The following is an 18,696-nucleotide window of genomic DNA, read 5'->3' on the forward strand; positions in this document are numbered from 1 at the left end:
CGAAAACTCCGAAGGAGAAATCACTATTGACCACGAAGCGGTTCGAGAACCGTATGCATTGAGACGGCTAGCTGAGGTGTTATATATACTGGCATGGCCGAGGGCTAGTGAACTCGTCCGACGCTGTCGACGTCGTGCGCTCGAGCGATCGTGACGACGGGTCCGGACTGTTCGGACTGAACGTATATGGTCGGCGTCGAGAACGGTGACACGATGAGCGACAGGCGAGTCGAAACGAGTCGAGGGTGTGCGTGATGAAGGGTCGAACGCGGAATCTCGGGGCGATCTGTGGGATGCTGGCGCTCTCGTCGCTGCTGTGGTTCAATTACTCCGCGGTGCTCCCGCTGGTCGTCGACGACTGGGACCTCTCGAGCGTCCAGGCGGGCGTCGTCTACAGCGCGTTCCAGGCTGGCTACCTCCTGCTCGTGGTTCCTGTGGGATTGCTCGCGGATCGTCGATCGACGCGCCACGTCATCGCGGTCGGTGCGACCGTCTCGGCGGTTGCGACCCTCGCGTTCGCGCTCCTCGCTCGAGGATTCCTCACCGGGACGGTCCTGCGGTTCGTCGCCGGCCTCGGGATGGCGGCCGTCTACGTGCCGGGAATGCGATTCGTCAGCGACTGGTATCCCGTCGATCGGGGCCGTGCCATGGGCGTCTACGTCGGGACGTTCTCGGTCAGCAGCGGTTTCTCGTTCGTTCTCGCGTCGTCGGTGGCCGCCCGGTTCGGATGGCGGGCGGCACTGGCGGCGACCGGCCTGCTCGCACTCGGTGCCGGCCCCCTCCTTCTCGGTGTCGGGAGCGATCCCGACGTGCCCGATCGCTCGACGGCGTCGATCGACTTCTCGGTGCTTCGCAACCGGGCGTACCTGCTGACCGTCGGGGTCTACTCGGCACACAACTGGGAGTTGTTCGGGGTTCGCAACTGGCTGCCGGCCTTTCTCGTTTCGACGACCGCGATCGCTGCGACGGGCCAGCCGGCGACCATCGCCGGCGCGGTCGCGGGTGCAGTGACGGCGATGAGCGGCGTCGGCAACCTCGCCGGCGGCTGGATCTCGGACCGCGTCGGTCGACCTCGAGTCATCGCGGTCGGTCTCGGTGCGAGCGCGCTCGTGAGCCTCACGCTCGGCGCGTTCGCTCGACTGCCGTTCTGGCCGCTCGTCGGCCTCGTCCTCGGGTACGGCGTCGTCATCTCGCTCGACAGCGCGCCTACCTCGACGACGATCACCGAGGTCGTCGCCGCCGACCGCGTCGGCACTGCCCTCGCGGTCCAGTCGCTCGTCGGAACGATCCCGGGCGTCCTCGCACCGGTCGTCTTCGGCGCGGCACTCGATGCCGGCGGATACGGACTGGCGTTTCAGACGCTCGGCGTCGCGGCGGCACTCGGGGTGGTCGCGACGCTCGCGCTTCGGAACGACGCGACGGAGAGCCGACCCGGAGGGGCGTGAGGGGCGGCTGGCCGACGACGGGATGAATCGGGCGAGCTATCGGTCGACGACGTTCCGCCGGGTGATCTGCTGGAGGGCGATCTCGGCCACGTTCGCGCCGTACTCGGCCGTCCGGCGTAGACTGTCGAGCAAGAGACCGAGCACGTAGGCCTCGCCCGGCACGTCGTGGTCGTAGAGGTCACGGTCGAGGTCCTCGAGGCGGTTCATCAGCTGGTCGCGTCCGGCGAGTGCCTCGTTTGCGGCCTCGATGCCGGCGTCGGTGAGGATCGCGTCGGCGGCGTCGTCGACGACCTGCCGAGAGGAAGTTCCGAGTGCCGAGATCCTGTCGGCGTACGCGTCGCGGATCGACGCGTCCGGTTCGAGCGTAAATTCGGCGATCTTCTCGGCGTGGTCGGCGATGCGCTCGAACTGCCGAGCGGCGTAGTAGTACTCGAAGAGATCGTCCCGGCCCCACTCGAGTTTCTCGACTTCGCGGAGGTCGGTTAGCGAGCGTCGGAAGTGACGCGTGATCATTGCGAACAGTTTGTCGGCCTCGCCGTCGCGTTCGATGACCCGCCGGGCCAGTTCTTCGTCACCCTCGATGACGGCCGTCACCGCGTCCCGGTGCATCGCGAGCATCACCAGCCGGAGCCGGAGGGTGCTCTTTCTGACGTCCACGTTCTCGGCGTCGATGAGGTTCGTCAGCCGGATGCGCGTGTCGGTCGCCTCGAGGAGTTCGAACCCCGAGAGTTCCGACAGCGTTCGCTCGATCAGTTTGCGGCGTCCCTCCGGATGTCCCGTCGTGTCGACGAGTGTCACCGAGTCGAAGCCGACCGCGTGGACGGCGTGAATGCGCTGGCGGATCGCGTCGTCGCTATCGGTCGCGACGTCGATCGACGTCGTGCGGTCGGCGGTGTCACAGCCTGCCGCCGCCTCGACGAGCAGCGAGGCGTCCCCGTTCGGGTGTAAGGAGAGGACCGATCCGGCTTTGATACCGTGTTCTCGCGCCCAGGACTTCGGGAGCGAGACGGTGTACGTCGTGCCACCGGAGAGCTGAACCTTGCGTGTCTCCATATATCGAGACGACTGGTCGACTCCTTCATTACGTCTTATATGAGAGGAAACATCCACTATAGGCAGCTACATATCGGTACTGTCGCCACGTGTGTCGGATGGCGACTCGAGGACGCACCGGACGTCCGGATGCTATATAGTCGTCTGGACAGTCTGTTGCACAGGGCTATCCTCGTCGGTCGAGTCCCACCGGTATGTCCCGGGAAATGTGGCACCGACCGCGAGATGCGATCCGACAGGGTCGCGACGCGACGCTCGCGCAGGTCGTCGAAGCTATCGACCGCACCGCGCCGGAGACGAAAGCGCGACTGGCAGCGGAAGTCGGCATCTCCGAACAGTACCTCTCCGAACTGCTCCAGGAACTGAAACGGGACGACGTCGTCCGGAAGGCGTACGTCGTCGACGACGCCGCAGTGTACGCCAACGCAGACGCCGTCTCGCCGCTCCACGCTGGCCGTCGCGTCGGCGGTGCGACCGCCGACGGGGAGCGAAGCGAACGTGCGACTGACTCGACGACGGACCCCGGCGATCGAGCCCAGACCGTACTGGACCTGCTGGCACGACTCGACGACGTGACGGCGACCCAGTACGCGGCTGCCCGCCAGTCGTTCGTCGGCGAGGAACCCGACCGGCCGGCGGGCGCGCTCGAGTCGCTGGCAAACGAACGCTACTCGGCGGTCCTCTCGGAGCTCAAGTCGTACACGCTGACGACGGACTGGCCGGGCAACCGTGTCGCCGCCGATCTCGCGACGATCGCGACGAACCTCGAGATCGTCGGCGACCGCGCCTGCTTCGTCGCCGACGTCGTCGACAGCCAGGCGGTGGCGACCTCCGGCGTCGTTGAGGAGCGCGTCTGTGACATCTTCGAGGCGGGCGAGACGATCAACGGCCACCTCAGATCCATCCTCTTCGAGTGCGACCTCGCGGCTCACGACGACCTCATCGTCCAGGAGGAGACCGTCCACCGCGACTTAGACGAACTGTTCGAACTGGTCACGGCGTACGACCAGGAGATGTACGGCTACCTGGTGACGGTGACGCGGGCGCTCGAGCGCGCCATCTACTACTGGGTCCACGCCGCCGAGATCGCGGTTCACCTCCACTCCGGCGTCCAGCCCGATCACGTGCTGATCTGAGTGCCCCACAAAACTACCACCATCGAGGTCGTAGCGAAGGCGTGATTCCGGATGGTATCGTTTCTCATCGCGTACGGAACCGACGAGGGACAGACGGCGACCGTCGCCGAGTACATCGAAACCGTTCTCATCGGCCGTGGACACGACGTCACAACGCGAGACGTGACGGAGGCGTCGGACGCGCTCGTCGACGACGCCGACGCGGTGCTCGTCGGCTCGCCTGTCATCAATCGCAAACACCTGCCGGAAGTCGTCGCGTTCGTCGAGCGAAACAGCGAGACGCTCGCGACGCGGCCAACCGCGTTTTTCCAGCTGTCCTTTGCCTCGGCCATTCCAACCGACTGGGCTCGAGACGGCGCTCAGGAGTGGGTGGATGGCCTCGTCGAACGCACCGGATGGCAGCCCGGCCGCGTCGGGCTCTTTGCCGGTGCGGTCAAATACACGCAATACGGGGCCTTCACGCGGCTCTTTTTTAGGCTGTTTTCGGCGATAACGACCGGCGATACGGATACCTCACGGGATTACGAGTACACCGACTGGGACGAGGTCGAGTCGTTCGCCACCGACTTCGCCGCGCTCGTCGAACGGCGTGTCGCTGCCGAAACGTCACAGACCGACGACCGTACCGCCACGGTGCAAGAGTGGAAGTCGGTAACGACGAACCGCGAGCACGAGTCGTCGCCCCGGGAACGCGGGCGTGGTCGTCGGCTCGCCGAAATCGGACTCTTCGCCGGACTCCTCGGCGTCGTATACTGGCTAGTCCGCAGGCAATCGCTTCGACAGTCCTGACTGACGGGGACAGATCCACTCGAGGAGTACTCGAGCCGATCGTCGGCACAACGGGTTGCTGACGGAAAACGCGTGGATCGAGACATCTCGACTCCGAAAGTGTGAGACGGAGACGGAGACGGAGACGAACCCCGTGGTGTCGCTGCATGGAAGCAGGAGACACACTAGAGGCCCGCGACGCCAACCGTACGGCTCTGGACGCGATCAGTCGGTCCGGGACGACTCGGGCTGCTCGGGCGCGTACGTCGAGAGGAACGTCTCGAGGTCGCGAAAGTCCGCGAGCCGGTCTGCGAGCGTCTCGTGGTCCCAGTGCCACCATTCGGTGGCCTCGAGTCGTGCGGCGACGTCTTCGGGGAAGCGCCGGCGGATCGGTTCGGCGGGGACGCCGCCGACGATGGTGTACGGGGGAACGTCGTCGACGACGACCGCGCCGGCGGCGACGACGGCCCCGTTGCCCACGGTGGTCCCCGGAAGGACCGTCGCGCCGTGACCGATCCAGACGTCGTGACCGACTTCGACCGGCTGGTCGGCCCGCCACTCGAAGATGGCGTCGTCGTCTTCACCGAGTCCGTACATCGCCGCCCGGTAGGTGAAGTGGTGGGCGGTCGGGCGATCGATGGGGTGGTTCGTCGGCCCGAGGCGAGCGTCGGAGGCGACGTTGCCGAACTTGCCGATCGTGGTGTAGTCGAGCTGGACCCGCTCCATGAGGTACGTGTAGTCGCCCAGGTCCGACTCGAGGAGACGGCAGCCAGGACGCACTTCCGTCCACGATCCGAGGCTGCTGTCGCTGATCTGAACTGACTCGTGTACGGTCGGTTCGGGCGACAGCTCGTCGACGCTTCGCGCGTTGTGCGACGCAACGTAGTACCCGTCGTCTCGTCGTTCGAAGTCGATAGACGTCATCGAATCACCGCCGGCCGGCCGTCGACTCGAGGATCTTCCTGGGAGCCGTCCAGAGCGCCTCCAGGATCCCGGTCTGTTCGACCTCGTCGTCGTCGCGAAGGTACGACCGAACGCGCTGGCTCGCGAGTTCGACAGAACCCGCCAGCACGACGATGAGGATGATGCAGGCCATCATCTCCGTGTAGTTGAAGGTCCGCCGCTGGATGTCCAGCTCCAGTCCCAGCCCGCCGGCGCCGATCAGGCCGAGGCTGATCGCGACCCGGACGTTGTGTTCGAGGTCGAACGCGATCCAGGCGATGAACTGGCGGAAGACCTGGCTCAGCATCCCGAACGAGATGACCTGGGGTTTGCTCGCGCCCGTGCTCTCGACACCCTCGATCGGGCCGTCCGCGATCTCCTCGAGTTCGTCGGTGAACAGTCGCCCGAGATACCCGGTCGTGTCGACCATGATCGCGAGCACGCCCGTGAACGGCGAGACGCCGCCGAGCGGGATGAAGATGAGCGCCCAGACGAGTGCCGGAATCGCCCGGATGAAGCTCATCGTCGCGCGAAAGAGGAAGTTGAAGGGGTACGGGACGACGCGCTCGCTCGCGAGGATGCCAAAGAGGAGCGCACCCGGCAGACCGAGAACGGTCCCCGCGAACGCGATCGCCATCGTCACGCCCGACGCGCGGAACAGTTCCGCTTCCTGCATGAAGTTCCAGTACTGTCCGACGTCGATGAAGGGGATACCGTAGTAGGTAGTCGGCGGAAAGTACTCGGCGAGCGCGTCGAGGAAGAACGGAAACTGCGTGAACAGCTGGCTGAGGGTAAACTCGGTCGTCAGGAGGCTCTGGTAGAACACGATCCCGCCAACGACGACACCCAGGACGGTCCAGAGCCGTCGGATCGTCTTCCGGCGCTTCAGTTCGGTCAACTTCCGGTCGACGGCCGATCCGCCGGCGTCGTCGAATCCGAAGTACTCTCGGAGACTCCGGCTGTCGGACGGCGAGCCGGAACTCACGCTTCGACCCTCCACTCGGTGTGGGGCTCTGTCCGGTCGCCGGGGCCGTCACCCGAGTTCTGCTCGGCGAGCCCGACCGTCTCGACGCTGCCGTACAGGTCGTCGATCAGCGAGGGCGTGAGTTCGCCCTGTCCGACGTCGAAGAGCAGTTGGCCGTCTCGCAGCCCGATGAATCGATCGCCGAAGTGTGCGGCGATGTTGACCTGGTGGAGGCTCACGAGCGCCGTCACCTCGTGGACGCCCGCAGCCTTCCGCAGGTAGCCCATCACGGTCTCGGCACTTGCGGGATCGAGGCTCGCGACGGGTTCGTCGGCGAGCAACAGGTCGGGATCCTGCACGAGCGCTCGCGCGATGCCGACGCGCTGCTGTTGGCCGCCGCTCATCTGCGAGACGCGCTGGTGGGCCTCGTCCAGGAGGCCGACGGTCTGGAGGGCTTCGAGCGCCCGAAGCTTGTCGGCTCGATCCTGCCACTGGAACACGCTGGACAGGAACCCCGTCCGTTCCAGCGAACCGGTGAGCGCGTTGAGGTACGCAGAGACGCCGTCGACGAGGTTGTGCTGCTGGAAGATCATCCCGATCGACGGCTGGGACTCCTCGAGAGGGTTCCCGTCGAGGTAGATGCCGCCGCTGGTCGGTTCGGTGAGGCCGTTGATACACCGCAGCATCGTCGACTTTCCGGCGCCGGACTCCCCGAGAAGGACGACGAACTCGTCCTCGATCTCGAAGGAGACGTCGTCTAGCGCCGTCACGTCTCCGTACTCCTTCGTCAGGTTCTCCACTGTGAGTGTACTCATTGTGAGAAATTGTCGCGGTCGGTCGTTACCCGAGTTCGATACCGAGGTCGTCGAGCCGCGTGATGACCGGCTCGTAGTTGTCCATCCCCGTCTCCTCGAGCGTCGTGAACGGCAGGTCGGTCTCGTTGTAATCGTCGGGCATGTACTCCTGGATCAGCTCCTCGTCGGACGCGAGCAGCGTCTCGCGGATCTTCTCTTTCATCGGCGAGTCCCACGAACTCCTCGCGTAGATCGGCTGTTTCGGAATGGGGAACGACCACCAGAACGGACGGAGCGTCTCCTCTTTCTCCCCGCGGTTATCGATGAACGAGTCCTCCTCTTCGACCCGTTCAGGGAGTTCCTGGCCCTCGGCGAGGTACGACATCCCGTTGCCGCTCCACGTACAGCACGCGTCGGCGTCGTCGTTTATCACCCGCTGGACGGCGTCTGCGTGGTTCGACCAGGTCCCGTCGAAATCGACGGGATCGCCGTCGGGGGCGTCCCCGACGTCGAGCCCGGCCTCTTTCAGGGCGTAGACGGCGAAGATCGACCCGCTCGTGGAGAGGCGGTCGGCGAACGCGACATTTTTGCCCTCCAGATCGGTCCGCTCCTGGATGTTGGAGTCGGGTTTGGTGAGCATCATCGAGAAGTAAAACGCAGTCCCGCCGGTCACTGCCGTGCCGAAGAGGTCCATCACGTCCGGATTCGAGATGAGCGTCACGTCGTCCATCCCGATCTCGCCCTGTTCGCTGTTCAGGGCCTGTCGGACCGCCGAGTAGTCGTTGGGCACTTCCATCTCCAGGTCGAGACCGTCGATCTCGCCCTCCAGCATGTCGTGGACCGGTTCGTACTGCGGACGGACGTCCGAGGGCGTATCCGGCGTCAGCAACATCGTCACGACGTCGCCGTCGTCACTGGAAATGACGCCCGAACAGCCGGCCAACCCGGTCAACGCCGCGGTGCCTGTCGCGGCACCGATCGCGAATCGGCGACGGCTCAGCCGTTCGGTCATCGTCCGTTCTCGCCCGTCCTGCATGGTAGATGCGTCAGCGCTGGTCTCGTCTGACATCACCTGAAGGCTGGCAACGGGATCGAATAACCCTTGACTGAGTAAAGTCCGGAGCGTCTCGAACGGGACCCGAAACGAGAACCGACACCTCGCTGGAGTACCGAGCGTCCGTACCAGTCTGGACCGGTCCGGACTGTCAGTTACGATCCCGGGAAGCGTCCAGGATCGCCGGCGGGGAATAGAGAGTACCCAGCGAAGCCTTACACTGGTGTTGTGGTTCTCACCGAGTGACTGCATGGAAAATCCACACGACCGTTCGGATCGGTTCGAGCTCATCGCTGCGTGTGACGGCGACGTGCTCGCCCGGTTGGCGAACCAGGTGCTGGCGGACGATCCCTCCCTGTCCGTCCTGCAGGAACCGACACCACAGCTCGTGATGCAACAGGTCGTCGAACCCGTCGAGCGGCGGCCGTTCAACCTCGGCGAGGTCGTCGTCACCCCGGCCGAAGTGAAACTGGGCGACGAACGCGGGTTCGCGATGGTCTCCGGCAAAGACGAGCGAGGCGCACTCTCGGGTGCCATCGTCGACGCAGCGGTCGCCGGCGGTCATCGACTCGCCGACGACATCGCGACGCGGCTGGGCGAGGTCGCCACAAACCATCAGGAAGAACGCGCCCGCGAGTGGGCGGAGAGCAAACACACCGCCGTCGAGTTCGAAACCATGGAGGACGACCTGTGAGAGCGATCGACGTCGACCCCGTCCACGGGACGCGACGGACGTTCCGCACGCTGTGTGACGCGATGAGTCGTCCCGGAACCGTCCACCGAACGCGGACTGCGCCTGCCGACTACGCCGTCGTCGCCGCCCTGGTCGACCACGAGGTGACGTTCCACTCGAGCGACGAGGAACTCACCGAGGCGCTGGCCAGCCAGGGACGACTCGAGGCGGCCCCTCCGGCCGAGGCGGACGTCGTCCACACGAAGGGAGTGCCCTCGTGGGACGTCCGGGACCTCGAGCGCGGGTCACTCGTCGAGCCGAGCGAGGGTGCGACGGTCGTCTACCGGGTCGACGGGCTGGCGGCGAGTCCGGAAGACGGACAGACCGCGGTCACCGTCACCGGCCCTGGCGTCGACGGAGCGACGACGTTCGGTGTCGGACTGCCCGAAGCGGAGGTGACCGCGCTCGCGGACGCACAATCGGACTATCCGTGCGGCGTCGACGCCGTCTTCACGAGCGGCGACGCAGTCGCCGCCCTCCCGCGATCGGTCACCTTTCGGGTCGCGAACGACGGCGAACGCGGTTCCGAGGACGACGGAGGTGAGCGCTAGATGGGCTACGTCGCCGTCAAGGCTGGCGAGGAGCTCATCCAGCGGGCCGAAGACCTCTTCGAGAAACAGCGCCTCGCCGACGAGGACGCCCCCATAACCGTCGACCAGCTCGAGGGACAGCTCGAGCGACTCACCGCCCAGGCGATGAGCGAGGCAGGACTGTACGCACCGCGACTGGCCGCACTCGCCGTGAAGCAGGCGCAAGGCGACACCGTCGAGGCGGCCTTCCTGCTGCGTGCGTACCGCTCGACGCTGGAGCGGTGGGACGAGTCGGTCCCCGTCGAACCGTCGGCGATGTTCGCCACCCGGCGCGTCTCGCCAGCGTTCAAAGACGTCCCTGGCGGACAGATCCTCGGGCCGACGAAAGACTACACGCAGCGGCTGCTCGACTTCGAACTCGAGGACGAGGACGAGGGCGAAGACCCGACGGCAGACTGGGACCTCGAGGACGCCGAGCCGACGACGCTCACAAACGTCGTGGACGTGCTCCGCGAGGAGGGGCTGGTCTCCGAACCCGACGAACCGGACGTCGACGCGCCGACGGACACCACCCGCGAGCCGGTCACGTTCCCGGTCGAGCGCGACGCCGTCCTCCAGGAACTCGCACGCGGAGAGACGGGTGCGGTGACCGCGCTCGGCTACTCCGCGCTGCGAGGGTACGGACAGGTCCATCCGACGCTGGCGGAAGTCCGCGTCGGAAAGCTACCGCTGACAATCGAGCACCCCTACACGGGCGACGAGGTGACCGTCGCGGACGTCGCGGTCAGCGAGAGCGAGGCGGTCGTCCCGGTGTACGCGAAACGAGACGACCCCCAGTTCGCCTTCGGCTACGGGCTGACGTTCGGGCGAAACGAGCGCAAGGCCATCTCGATGACCATCCTCGACGCCTCGATCCAGCTCGAAAGCGAGGACGAACCCGCGGAGAACGCCGAGTTCGTCCTCGACGTGGTCGACGGGATGGACTCGTTTGGCTTCATCGAGCACCTCAAACTCCCTCACTACGTCACGTTCCAGTCGATCCTGGACCGCATCCGCGCCATTCGCGAGCGGAAGGTCGCGGGGACCACGGACGACGAAGCCGAACCCGCAACCGACGACGGCACGGACCCGACCGAGCGCGAGTCGAGCGAAAGCGAACCGAGCGATCGAGAGACGATCGAGGCGAGCGACGATGACTGAAACCGACGATATCGACGTGGAGACGGCAGTATCGACCGACTCCATCGAGGCCGCCCTCGAGGACCTCGAGGGGGAGGGTCTCGAGGGGTACAACTACGCCTACCTGGACGAACACACCAAACGCGAGGTCAGACGGGCGATCCTGAAGGCGATCGCCATCCCGGGCCACCAGGTGCCGTACGCATCGCGGCCGATGCCGCTGGCTCGCGGCTGGGGAACCGGCGGCATCCAGGCGTCGCTGTCGCTACTCGGACCCGAAGAGACGTTCAAGGTCATCGACCAGGGCTCCGACGAGTCCGTCAACGCGGCCAACATCCGCCGGCTGGCGGTGGACACTGCCGAGGTGGCGACGACCACCGACACGACCGACGCCGACGTGATCCAGACGCGCCATCGCATTCCCGAGGAGGTGCTGACTGACGAGCAGATCCTCGTCTTGCAGGTGCCGGTCACCGACGCGCTCCGCAAAGTCGACTCCTCGGACGCGGCGAATCGTCGGCGACACGCCCACAAGAACTACGGGAAGATGTGGGTCCACCTCTACGAGAACGTCGTCGAATGGGGCGAGATCAACATCGCCGCCCGCTACCCGACGATGGTCGCCGGCCGCTACCTGATGGACCCGTCGCCGATCCCGCGGTGGGACGTCCCCAAACTCGACGACGCGGACAACCTCTTCGTGTTCGCCGCGGGCCGGGAGGCGCGCATCTACGCCGTCCCGCCACACACCGACGTCGAACCGCTCGCGTTCGAGGATCGGCAGTTCCAGGTCGAACGCTTCCCCGAGCAGTCGTGTGCCGCCTGTGGCTCGACCGACACCTACCTCACCGAAGTCGAGACAGACGACGGCACGCGCCACTTCGCGTGCAACGACGCGAGTTTCTGCCTGAAACGCCAGGACGATCCCACACTCCCGAAAGACCACCACCTCGAGCGATCCGGGGTGGACTGGGGACCGGGCACTCCCGACGCCGACGGCGATGGCGGTGTCGCTGGAGATGCTGACGATGGAGGTGACGACGAATGAGCCTGCTCGAGGCGACCGGCCTGAGCAAGGTCTACGGCGAGAGCTGTCCGGTCTGTCGCGAGCGCACCGGCGATGGAGCGGGCACCAACCAGTGTCCGGTCTGTGGAAGCGTCGTCGCCTGTGCCGACGTCGACCTCGACCTCGAGGCCGGCGAGGTGCTCGGCATCGTCGGCGAGTCCGGCAGCGGCAAGTCGAGTCTCGCCGAGATGCTGGCGCTCGAGCCCGAACGGGAGGGAACCCAGGCGGGGACGGTTCGACTCGCCGGCCACGACGGAAACTTGCTCGAGGCGGACTACCAGACACGCCACGAACTCCGCAACGGTGAGGTCGGCCTCGTCCACCAGCACGTCCGCGACGGGCTGAACCTCGAGTTCACCGGCGGCGGCAACGTCGCCGAGAAGCTGCTGTCCTCGGGCTGGCGCAGTTACGAGGACGTCCGCGAGCGGGTCCGAGAACTCTTCTGTGAGACGGAGATCCCGGTCGACCGGATGGACGATCCGACGCACACGTACTCCGGCGGGATGCAACGGCGCGTCCAGATCGCCCGCGCGCTGGCGAACGATCCCGAACTCGTCATCCTCGACGAGCCCACGACTGGACTGGACGTGAGCGTCCAGGCCCGCGTCCTCGACGTGTTCCGGCGGATCCAGCGAGAGGAGGGCGTCGCCGCCATCGTCGTCTCCCACGACCTCGGCGTCGTCCGCCTGCTGGCCGACCGAACCCTCGTGATGCGCCACGGCCGGGTCGTCGAATCCGGCCTGACCGACCGCGTCATGGAGGACCCACACCACGAATACACGCAGACGCTCATCAACTCGGTGATATAAATGACGGTACTGACCGTCGATGGTCTCTCGAAGACCTTCGACATGCACGTCCTCGGGGAAACGCGCGTCGTCGGGCTCGACGACGTCTCCTTCGAGGTGGACGGCGGAGAGTTCCTCGCCATCGTCGGCGAGTCCGGCAGCGGCAAGTCCTCGCTACTGAAGTGTATCTACCGGACCTACCAGCCGACCGCCGGGCGCGTCGTCTATCACGGCGCTGACGGCGACGTCGACCTGGCGACGTGTGGCGAACGCGACGTCATCGCCCTGCGCGACGACGCCATCGGCTACACGTCGCAGTTCCTGGACGAGATTCCCCGCGTTCCGGCCGTGGACGTCGTCGCCCGACCGCTACGCGAGAGTGGGATTCCGATCGAGCAGGCACGGAAGACGGCAGAGACGCTGCTCTCGCGGCTCGGCCTGCCCGAGGAACTGTGGGACGCCTATCCCGCCACCTTCTCCGGCGGTGAGCGTCAGCGGATCAACCTCGCCCAGGCGATCGCGCCGAAGCCGCGACTGCTATTGCTGGACGAACCGACCAGCGCGCTCGATCCGGAGACGCGAGCGGCTGCGATCGACCTGCTCCACGAGTACCTCGACGAGGAGACGACCATCGTTGGCGTCTTCCACGACCGCGACGTCGTCGAGGCGGTCGCAGATCGCGTCGTCGTCCTCGAGGACGCGCGCGTCGAGCGGATCGTTCCGATCGAGGAGTACGCAGGGGAGGTCGTCGTATGAGCCATCAACGCGCGGCCGGCGAGGCGACGACGGTCCTCGAGAACGCCCGCATCGTCACTCCCGAGGCGGTCGTCGAGGGGGCGCTGCGTATCGAGGGCGATCGGATCGTCGGCGTCGGCGACGTCGGGCGGAGCGCGGACGAAACCGTCGACGCTCGAGGACGGCTCGTCTGCCCCGGGCTGATCGACCTCCACGGCGACGACATCGAGTCGCATCTCCACCCACGGTCGGGCGCGCGCGTCGATACGCACATGGCGCTTGCGTCTGCCGACCGGGCGAACGTCGCCGCCGGTATCACGACGAAGTTCCACGCCATCTCCTTCGAGGTCGACCCCGACGAGAACCGCTCGCCGGAACTGGGTGCGGAGATCGCCGACGCCGTCGAGTGCGCCGACGACCTCATGGCCGACCACCGCATCCACGCCCGCTGTGAGGTGACACAGGCACGGTGCGTCGATGCCGTCGAGGAGGTCGTCGCGGCCGGCGACGCCGACCTCGTCTCCGTGATGAGCCACGTTCCGGGCAAGGGCCAGTTCCGGGATCAGGAGGCGTTCCTCGAGTACTACCGCAACTCCCAGAATCACACCGTCGAGGAAGCCCACAGGCTGATCGAAGAGCGAGGCGACCTCGACCTGTCTACGATTCGCGAGCGAGTAAACCGCGTCGTGGAAACGGCCCACGCCCACGGCGTTCCGACGGCCTCGCACGACGACGAGGAGGTGACGGAGGTCGAACGGCTCTCCGACGTCGGCGTGGACATCAGCGAGTACCCGATCACCCTCGAGACGGCCGCGCGCGCACACGACCTGGGAATGACCGTCACGATGGGCGCGCCCAACCTCGTCCGCGGCGGCAGCCAGTGGGGCAATCTGCGGACGGCGGACGCCATCGACGCCGGCGTCGTCGACGCCCTGGTCGCCGACTACCACCCCACGTCGCTGCTCGCCGCGCCGTTCGTCGACACCGGCGAACCCCTGCCGGAGCGGGTGGCCCGCGTCACGAAACGGCCGGCCGACGCCGTCGGGCTCACGGAGCGCGGTCGGATCGTCGAGGGCTGTCGGGCCGACCTGGTCGTGATCGACGAGGAGCCGACGCCGACGGTCACGCGGGCGTTCGTCGCGGGCGAGCCGATCTATCGCGCGGAGGGATCGCCGTGAGCCGACTCGGTGCGGCCATGGACGTCCGCTTTGGTGCTTCCGTCGAGGAGTTTCTCGCCTACCTCACCGACCTCGGCCTCGATCACGTCGAACTCAAGCGCGAGTACCTCGAGGGACACCCCGACGCGCCGACGCCCGACGATCTCGGCGAGCTGGCCGACAGGTACGACGTCTCGATCACGTACCACGCCCCGTTTCGCGACTGGAACATGGGCAGTTTCAACGACGACGTCCGGCGGGCGAGCGTCGACCAGGTCAAGGCGAGTCTCGACGACGCGGTGACCGCCGGGGCCGGTGCCGTCGTCGTTCACGGGGGGTCCGTTCCCCACCGCTACCCCGAGTGGGTTCGCGAGAAGGCGGCCGAGAACGCCCGACAGTCGCTCCTCGAGTGCGCCGAGTACGCCCGGGAGGTCGGCGTGGCGCTCTGTCTGGAGAACCAGCCCCGGAGCGGCGACAAACGCCGCTACACGACCACCCCGGACGACCTCGCCGACGCGCTCGCGGCCGTCCCAGTCGACGGCGAACACCTCGGCGTCACGCTGGACGTGGGCCACGCGAAGGTCAACGGGTACGACTGGCGCGAGTTCGTAGACCGGTTCGGCGACCGCATCCGCGTCTGCCACCTCCACGACAACGACGGGACTGCAGACCAGCACGACCCGCTGACGGAGTACCGGGAGATCCTCGAGACGGTGCCAGCAGCGTACTTCGTCTTCGAGATGAAAGCCGCCGACGACGTGGCACGCAGCGTGGGGGCGGACGTTCCGCCACTCGATGCCGAACTCGCCGTCGACGGGTGAGGTGCGCTCCCGACGGGGCCCGATCGCGCGTGCGAGTCGTTCGACGGCGACGCGTACCCGACACTCCCCCAGCCACCCGCCGTTGCGAAACGCTGGCGATTTGCCAGTTCCTTTCTCTAGAATCTACCTCATCCGATATTTTACTTGTTATCCCATAATATCATTAAATAAATATTTGCCACCACGTGTGGTAGCACGCGGCTATGCCGCAGCGAGAACTCGAGCAGATGCGACTACCAGAAGTAGAATCGTACATCGACGAAACCGACGTGCCGACCGTACTCGTCCCCGTCGGAACGACCGAACAGCACGGCCAGCACCTGGCGCTTGGCACCGACGCGTTCATTCCCGAGGAGATCTGCCGGCGCATCGCGTCGGAGGTGGACGCACTCGTCGCCCCCCGGATGAGTTACGGGGCCTCGGACATGCACGCGGGCTACAATGCGGTGACGTACGTCAACTACGAGACGCTGGCGACGACGCTTCGAGACGTCGCCTACTCGTTCTGTGAGAACGGCTTTACGGACGTCGTCCTCATTTCGGGCCACCTCACGAACGACTACGCGGCCAAGGTCGGCGCGAACAAAGCGAGCCACGATCTCCCGCCCGAAAAGTACGTCTACGCGTTCCCGTACTGGGACGCTCTCGATCCAGAGGACATGGCCGAATACCTCTCGTTCGACACGGGATGGCACGCGAACGTCGGCGAAACGGCGGCGGTGATGGCGATAGACGAAGACCTCGTCGACCTCGACGCCGCCGAACACGACGATCCGGAGATGCCACGAGATATCTCGAATCCGGGCGCACTCCTGGACCACCTCCTGATCGGGAAATCGTCGTTCTACCGGGTGAGCGAATCCGGAACGTGGGGCGATCCGAGCGAGGCGACTCCCGAACGGGGCGAGGAGTACTTCGAGACGATCACGACCGCCGTCGCGGAACTGATCAACACGTTCCAGGCCGAGCGCGACGAGATCTACAAGCGAGAAAAGCCGACAGACGAGGAGTACTTCGGGTGACGCGAGGTCGTCCCGACGTCGACGACGACTCGAGAACGCCCGCCCCGATCGTCGAGGGCCGGCCGAGGCGGCGTCGCCGCCGTCGAATCCGTTCTCCGGCTCCGTCGAGTTCCTCCGAGGTGGTGGCTGGCAGCTCGGCGGTGAGCACAGGGGAACGCAATTGGAACGAAAATCGCCGTATCGCACCCGGCGAGCGCAAGCCTGCCGTGTTTTTTCGGTCGGGGTCGTTGTCCAATCCGATAGCAATGACAGTAACGAGTGATCGGTCCGAGATGCTCAAGAACGCAAGTACCGTGACGACGCTGATCGATGCGATGCTGGAATTTGCGAACGGGCGGCGATTGAGCGGATTCCTGTTGATCGGTGCCGCTGCGCTTTCCTCGCGTCTTCCCGGCGCCGGGACGGTCGCTTCGCTTCTCCTGCGAGCGTACCGCCGCTTCCGCTGAGTTCGCATCCGGCGCGAGCAGGCGTTTCGCGCCACGGTGCGCCCGGAGAGCGGGATTTCGACGGCGCCCTACGCCGCCTGCGTCGAACGTGGAAAGGCCCCTCAATCGGCAAGAGATGGATTCACGCGCACCGTGTGCACCGGAACGGACGACGTTCGGACCACCTTTTCCGTGACGCTCCCCAGTACGTACCGTCTGAACCCCGTCCGACCGTGCGTCGCCATCACGATCAGATCGACGTCGTGTTCGTCGACGTACTCGAGGATCGTCTCGGACGGAATCCCGCGCTCGACGGCCGTCTCGACCCGCTCCAGGCCGTGATCCGACGCCATCTCCGCGAATTCGTCGACCGCCCGTCGTCCTCGTTCCTCGAGGCCGTCGATGACCACCGACGTGATCCCCTCGGTGTCGTACGCTCTCGTGTCGACGACGGAGAGGACGTCGAGCGTCGCGTCGTACTTCTCGGCGAGGTCGATCGCGTGGTCGGCCGCCTGCTTCGCTTCGTCGCTCCCGTCGGTCGGAAGAAGAATGCGCTCGTACATCGGTCGTCTTTCGCGACAGAGACAGAAATACGTGAGCGTCCGTTGCCGACCGACCAAAGGTGTTTACTCTCCGATAGAAAAGAAGGCGTATGTCCGGATCCGACGGCGGATGGGTCGCGCTCTTCTCCGGCGGCAAGGAGTCCTCGTGGGCGCTCTATCGGGCTCTCGAGGCCGGGCACGACGTCCGCAGACTCGCGATCGTTCACCCACCGGCGGGATCGCACAGGTACCACGCGCCCGCGACGTCGGTCGCCCGACTGGCCGCACAGAGCATCGGGATTCCCGTCGTCGACGTCGGCATCCCCATCACCGACGTCGAACCTCCCAACGTCGCACGGGAGGCCGACCACGACTCGAGCGCAGAGCGTGACACAGAGATCGAACCGCTCGAGTCCGCCCTCCGGACGCTCGACGCCGAATTCGACGATGGGCTGGGTGGTGTCGTCGCCGGGACCGTCGAGAGCGAGCACCAGGCCGATCGCCTCCGATCGATGTGCGACCTGCTCGGCTGTGACTTCTTCGCGCCGCTGTGGCAGGCAGACCCGCGCGAACTCGCGGAAACGATGATCGACGGCGGCCTCGAGATACTCGTCGTCGAGGTGACGGCACCCGGATTCGACGAGTCGTGGCTCGGTCGGCGACTGGATCGCGACGCGCTGGCCGACCTGGACGACCTCCACCGCGAATACGGCGTCCACCTCCTGGGCGAGGGCGGGGAGTTCGAGACGATCGTCACCGACGGCCCGCACATGTCACGTCCCATCACACTCGAGTTCGAACGGGAGTGGTCCGGGACCTGGGGACGGGTTCGGATTACCGACGCCCGACTCCAACCGCCGGCATCGGACGAGGCGTGACACCACGACGTGACGAACGCTGTTTCGACGGCGATCACCGCCATCGTTATTGTTCATGTTATCATACGCCACGATATGACGTCCAGGATTGACGTCCTCGAGCCAGGTGAAACGGACGACGAAGAGGCCAATCGACGGCTCGAGGAAGCCAGAGAGGGGTGGTACGGCGATTCGGCGTTCTTCGGGGCGATGGCACACCAGCCAGGGCTTCTCACGCAGTTGATGGACACGTTCGACGCGTTTCCAGCGAGTGAGACGATAGATACGGAACTGCTCGAGTTGATGCGACTTCGCGTCGCGGAGGTCCACAGGTGTGCCTACTGTGCGACGGTCAGGACCCAGGCCGTCGCCGAGGACGTCGCACCGAGAGAGGAGGCAGTGTTCGGCGAGGAACTCGACGCCGACGAACTGAGTCGACGCGAGGAGCTGGCCGTCCGACTGGCCGACCAGATGTCCGAAGACCCCCACCGAATTACGGACGAGTTCTTCGACGAACTCCGGACAGTGTTCAGCGAGGAAGAGATCGTCGAACTGGCGCTGTTCGCGAGCATCGAGGTCGGTCTCGATCGATTCTCGATCGCCCTCACGCTCGACACGACCGACGAGAGTCCGTATCCGAGTGGGCTGGAGTACCCGTTCGACCGATCTGAGGTCGACCAGTGAC

General features: G+C 65.9%; 21 protein-coding genes. 15 read left to right on the plus strand and 6 right to left on the minus strand.

Going from position 1 to position 18,696, the window contains the following annotated elements; all coding sequences use genetic code 11:
* Positions 1–254 precede the first annotated feature (254 nt).
* Positions 255–1,445 carry an MFS transporter gene (locus tag MU558_RS19040; protein ID WP_246975826.1) on the plus strand — a complete coding sequence of 397 codons (1,191 nt, stop codon included), beginning with the start codon at positions 255–257 and terminating at the stop codon, positions 1,443–1,445.
* Positions 1,446–1,481: 36 nt separating this feature from the next.
* On the opposite strand, the gene MU558_RS19045 is transcribed toward MU558_RS19040, so the two are convergent.
* Positions 1,482–2,498, minus strand: a complete 1,017-nt coding sequence (locus MU558_RS19045) for a phosphate uptake regulator PhoU (RefSeq protein ID WP_246975828.1) — start codon at positions 2,496–2,498, stop codon at positions 1,482–1,484.
* Positions 2,499–2,692: 194 nt separating this feature from the next.
* Here MU558_RS19045 and MU558_RS19050 point away from each other — a divergent pair, with 194 nt between their 5' ends.
* Entirely contained in the window at positions 2,693–3,634 is a 942-nt protein-coding gene (locus MU558_RS19050; protein WP_246975831.1) for a PhoU family transcriptional regulator, read from the plus strand.
* 51 nt (positions 3,635–3,685) lie between these two features.
* A complete protein-coding gene (locus tag MU558_RS19055; protein WP_246975834.1) occupies positions 3,686–4,423 on the plus strand; it encodes a flavodoxin domain-containing protein in 738 nt (245 codons plus the stop codon).
* A gap of 204 nt (positions 4,424–4,627) precedes the next feature.
* Here MU558_RS19055 and MU558_RS19060 read toward each other — a convergent pair whose 3' ends face one another.
* Genes MU558_RS19060 through MU558_RS19075 form a run of 4 tightly spaced genes read right to left on the minus strand, consistent with a single transcriptional unit; the run spans position 4,628 to position 8,171 of the window.
* Positions 4,628–5,326 carry a DapH/DapD/GlmU-related protein gene (locus MU558_RS19060; protein WP_246975837.1) on the minus strand — a complete coding sequence of 233 codons (699 nt, stop codon included), beginning with the start codon at positions 5,324–5,326 and terminating at the stop codon, positions 4,628–4,630.
* Between the two features lie 4 nt (positions 5,327–5,330).
* Entirely contained in the window at positions 5,331–6,329 is a 999-nt protein-coding gene (phnE, locus tag MU558_RS19065) for a phosphonate ABC transporter, permease protein PhnE (protein WP_377070838.1), read from the minus strand.
* The gene (locus MU558_RS19070) at positions 6,326–7,123 is read right to left on the minus strand and encodes a phosphonate ABC transporter ATP-binding protein (protein WP_246975840.1); all 798 of its coding nucleotides are present in this window, start codon (positions 7,121–7,123) and stop codon (positions 6,326–6,328) included. Before MU558_RS19070 ends, phnE begins: the two co-directional genes overlap by 4 nt.
* 25 nt (positions 7,124–7,148) lie before the next feature.
* Complete coding sequence (locus MU558_RS19075) at positions 7,149–8,171, minus strand: PhnD/SsuA/transferrin family substrate-binding protein (protein WP_246975842.1); 1,023 nt, start codon at positions 8,169–8,171, stop codon at positions 7,149–7,151.
* 235 nt (positions 8,172–8,406) lie between these two features.
* Between MU558_RS19075 and phnG the strand changes: the two genes are divergently transcribed.
* The 10 genes from phnG (at position 8,407) to MU558_RS19125 (ending at position 16,633) form a co-directional block, all read left to right on the plus strand.
* The gene (gene phnG, locus MU558_RS19080; RefSeq protein WP_246975845.1) at positions 8,407–8,850 is read left to right on the plus strand and encodes a phosphonate C-P lyase system protein PhnG; all 444 of its coding nucleotides are present in this window, start codon (positions 8,407–8,409) and stop codon (positions 8,848–8,850) included.
* Complete coding sequence (phnH, locus tag MU558_RS19085; protein WP_246975848.1) at positions 8,847–9,440, plus strand: phosphonate C-P lyase system protein PhnH; 594 nt, start codon at positions 8,847–8,849, stop codon at positions 9,438–9,440. The genes phnG and phnH overlap by 4 nt, the downstream gene beginning before the upstream one ends.
* Positions 9,441–10,619 (plus strand): carbon-phosphorus lyase complex subunit PhnI, encoded by a 1,179-nt coding sequence (locus MU558_RS19090; protein ID WP_246975851.1) that lies wholly within the window; start codon positions 9,441–9,443, stop codon positions 10,617–10,619. It begins immediately after the preceding gene.
* Positions 10,612–11,646 carry an alpha-D-ribose 1-methylphosphonate 5-phosphate C-P-lyase PhnJ gene (locus MU558_RS19095; RefSeq protein ID WP_246975854.1) on the plus strand — a complete coding sequence of 345 codons (1,035 nt, stop codon included), beginning with the start codon at positions 10,612–10,614 and terminating at the stop codon, positions 11,644–11,646. Before MU558_RS19090 ends, MU558_RS19095 begins: the two co-directional genes overlap by 8 nt.
* Positions 11,643–12,473, plus strand: a complete 831-nt coding sequence (locus MU558_RS19100; protein WP_246975857.1) for an ATP-binding cassette domain-containing protein — start codon at positions 11,643–11,645, stop codon at positions 12,471–12,473. Before MU558_RS19095 ends, MU558_RS19100 begins: the two co-directional genes overlap by 4 nt.
* The gene (locus MU558_RS19105; protein ID WP_246975861.1) at positions 12,474–13,208 is read left to right on the plus strand and encodes a phosphonate C-P lyase system protein PhnL; all 735 of its coding nucleotides are present in this window, start codon (positions 12,474–12,476) and stop codon (positions 13,206–13,208) included.
* Entirely contained in the window at positions 13,205–14,365 is a 1,161-nt protein-coding gene (locus MU558_RS19110; protein ID WP_246975865.1) for an alpha-D-ribose 1-methylphosphonate 5-triphosphate diphosphatase, read from the plus strand. Before MU558_RS19105 ends, MU558_RS19110 begins: the two co-directional genes overlap by 4 nt.
* Positions 14,366–14,382: 17 nt before the next feature.
* Complete coding sequence (locus MU558_RS19115) at positions 14,383–15,165, plus strand: sugar phosphate isomerase/epimerase family protein (RefSeq protein WP_246976646.1); 783 nt, start codon at positions 14,383–14,385, stop codon at positions 15,163–15,165.
* 203 nt (positions 15,166–15,368) lie between these two features.
* Entirely contained in the window at positions 15,369–16,187 is an 819-nt protein-coding gene (locus tag MU558_RS19120; protein ID WP_246975868.1) for a creatininase family protein, read from the plus strand.
* Positions 16,188–16,432: 245 nt separating this feature from the next.
* Positions 16,433–16,633, plus strand: coding sequence for a hypothetical protein (locus tag MU558_RS19125; protein ID WP_246975870.1), 201 nt, complete (start codon positions 16,433–16,435; stop codon positions 16,631–16,633).
* Between the two features lie 101 nt (positions 16,634–16,734).
* Here the strand turns inward: MU558_RS19125 and MU558_RS19130 are convergent, their stop codons facing one another.
* Positions 16,735–17,175: a universal stress protein gene (locus tag MU558_RS19130; protein WP_246975873.1), complete on the minus strand. Its 441-nt coding sequence runs from the start codon at positions 17,173–17,175 to the stop codon at positions 16,735–16,737.
* 89 nt (positions 17,176–17,264) lie between these two features.
* Between MU558_RS19130 and MU558_RS19135 the strand changes: the two genes are divergently transcribed.
* Both MU558_RS19135 and MU558_RS19140 read left to right on the plus strand, forming a co-directional pair.
* A complete protein-coding gene (locus MU558_RS19135; protein WP_246975876.1) occupies positions 17,265–18,032 on the plus strand; it encodes a diphthine--ammonia ligase in 768 nt (255 codons plus the stop codon).
* A 75-nt stretch (positions 18,033–18,107) separates the two neighbouring features.
* On the plus strand, positions 18,108–18,695 hold the full coding sequence (locus MU558_RS19140) for a carboxymuconolactone decarboxylase family protein (protein ID WP_246975879.1): 588 nt from the start codon (positions 18,108–18,110) through the stop codon (positions 18,693–18,695).
* The last annotated feature ends 1 nt before the right edge of the window (position 18,696 follow it).

This window comes from Natribaculum luteum, from assembly GCF_023008545.1.
Lineage (GTDB): Archaea > Halobacteriota > Halobacteria > Halobacteriales > Natrialbaceae > Natribaculum > Natribaculum luteum.